General features: G+C 34.0%; 2 protein-coding genes and 1 pseudogene. All 3 read left to right on the forward strand.

Translation table 11 applies throughout. The features are described from left to right. Positions 1–96: 96 nt before the first annotated feature. A pseudogene (locus F893_RS16830) lies at positions 97–612 on the forward strand (recombinase family protein); the annotation flags it as partial. 679 nt (positions 613–1,291) lie between these two features. Beyond that, on the forward strand, positions 1,292–1,822 hold the full coding sequence (locus tag F893_RS16840) for a PadR family transcriptional regulator (protein WP_005254570.1): 531 nt from the start codon (positions 1,292–1,294) through the stop codon (positions 1,820–1,822). Next, positions 1,819–2,109 carry a DUF3861 domain-containing protein gene (locus F893_RS16845; protein ID WP_005254572.1) on the forward strand — a complete coding sequence of 97 codons (291 nt, stop codon included), beginning with the start codon at positions 1,819–1,821 and terminating at the stop codon, positions 2,107–2,109. Before F893_RS16840 ends, F893_RS16845 begins: the two co-directional genes overlap by 4 nt. Positions 2,110–2,189 lie beyond the last annotated feature (80 nt).

Consider the following 2,189-nt stretch of genomic DNA (forward strand, 5'->3'; position numbering starts at 1 on the left):
TGTAGTCATAAATTTTAGTCCCCACTTGTTTTTAAGTGGGGACTAAATTAAGGCTTATAGGATGAATTCATAAGGTGTGTTCAGCGGACGCTTACCTTGAATTTGGGTGAAACCATTGTGTACGTGGAAAACTATAGTGGTACGAAGTTAGACCGACCTGAATTGAATAAGCTGCTGTCAGAAGCAAATCAAGGTGACACCTTGTTAGTTGAAAGTATTGACCGCTTATCACGCCTAACCCAACGAGATTTTCAAGAGCTGAAGCGCAGGATTCAGGAGAAAGGACTTCGATTAATTGTGGCAGATCTTCCTACTACCTACCAAATGATTCAAACCAGTGACACCATTACTCATTCAATCCTAGAACTCATTAATAATATGTTGATTGATCTCCTGGCAACAATGGCTCGCCTAGACAATGAGAAACGTATAGAACGTATTAAGCAGGGCCTAGCACGTTCGGGTTACAAGCCAACAGGTAAGAAAGCCAATGAGGCTAAGCACAAACGAATAAAAGAATTACTAGCAGCTGGCAATATGACTAAGGAAGAAATTGCCAAAGCAGTGAATTGTGGAGTTGCAACTGTTTATCGAGTTGCTAAAGTCATTTAAAAAGGCTTGTATCAGTGCTTCCCTTATGTCATATCTATTTACAAAGGAACAAGGCATTCTTAAAGATCAAAAGAAGGGATTAATGATGAAAAAGCATTTGATTTTCCTTGTTTTTATAGTGATGGTTTTTATTTTAGCTCTAGTTGTAAAGATTAATAATGATCATAAAAAAGGGCAAGCATTAAACAAATTGGAACTAGTTGAAAAGCAAATCCATTAGGTAAAAATTGACTTATACTTATTTAAATAACGCTAATAACTAAGCCCAAAGAACACCTAGACCCAGTGCTACACACGCTTAGTTTTTTATATTTTAAAAGAGCATTTTAGCAAATATCATAAAAGACCGATCTATTCTCAAGCCGGTTTTTTATATCGCCGAGCATCATGGCTTCATTATAGATATATGAATATTAAGATAAATAAAAAGCCCTATAGTCTCTCCCGTTACTATAAGGCTTATAAAACGCTGTAATTTTTTTCTTAATTACCTACTTTTCGATGTAAGTTATGAATATATTTTACCTATTGGTAAAAATAAAGATATAAGACAAAAGATGAATATGCTAGGAATTTCGCATAACAACCATCATGTTAAATGCGGGGATAAATAAAAGAATTGAAAATATATCTAAGATTTATTAAGATATATCTTAATAAATCTTAGATATACCAACTTATGAATGAAACAACTGACTCTTTGCTGATAAATTCAGATACGCCATCACGTAAAAGCCGTTTATTTGAATCTGGCCATATGAAATTGCTAGTGCTTTCTTTAATTGAACAAGCGCCTAGATACGGTTACGAAATTATTAAAAGCATTGGTGAGTTGGTAGGTGGTGGATATAGCCCAAGTACAGGCACAATTTACCCAACCTTATCTTATCTTGAAGACATGCAATTTGTTTCTATTGAAAAACCTGATGGTGACCGTAAGCAGTACAAGATTACAGTGACTGGTATTAACCATTTAAATGGTCAAAGAGAGCATTTAGAACATATCCTTGGCCGCTTAGAGACGCGACGTGAAATTCAAAATAATGATCAATATCTAGATATCTATCGTGCAATGGCAAACTTAAAAACATCATTGCGACTTAAATTAAAAAATAATGCACTGACTGAAGAAACAATTCATCAAATTGCTAAGAGCATTGATCAAGCTGCTGTTGATATTAGCTGTCTTAAAAATGAGGTAGTCCGATGAAACAACATAAATATCAAATTAGTGTAAAGCATCTTGTCGATCCAAAAGGACAGCCTTCAACTTACACTGAAGATCTTGTTTTTACTGCTTATAATCACGATGATATTTTCAAAGTTTTAGAAAAATTGCAGCAGAAAAAAATTATAGATGAAGAATCAATGAAATCTTTTGCCGTAGGATTAAAGCTTATGGGAGAAGTGTTATTAGAAAATAAAGATATTCCTTTATTTAAAGATTTTTCGCCGCAATTTATTGAATTTATTAAATCAATCGTAAGCGTCCGCTGAACACACCTTATGAATTCATCCTATAAGCCTTAATTTAGTCCCCACTTAAAAACAAGTGGGGACTAAAATTTATGACTACA

The organism is Acinetobacter sp. CIP 102136 (assembly GCF_000369685.1).
Taxonomy (GTDB): Bacteria; Pseudomonadota; Gammaproteobacteria; order Pseudomonadales; family Moraxellaceae; genus Acinetobacter; species Acinetobacter fasciculus.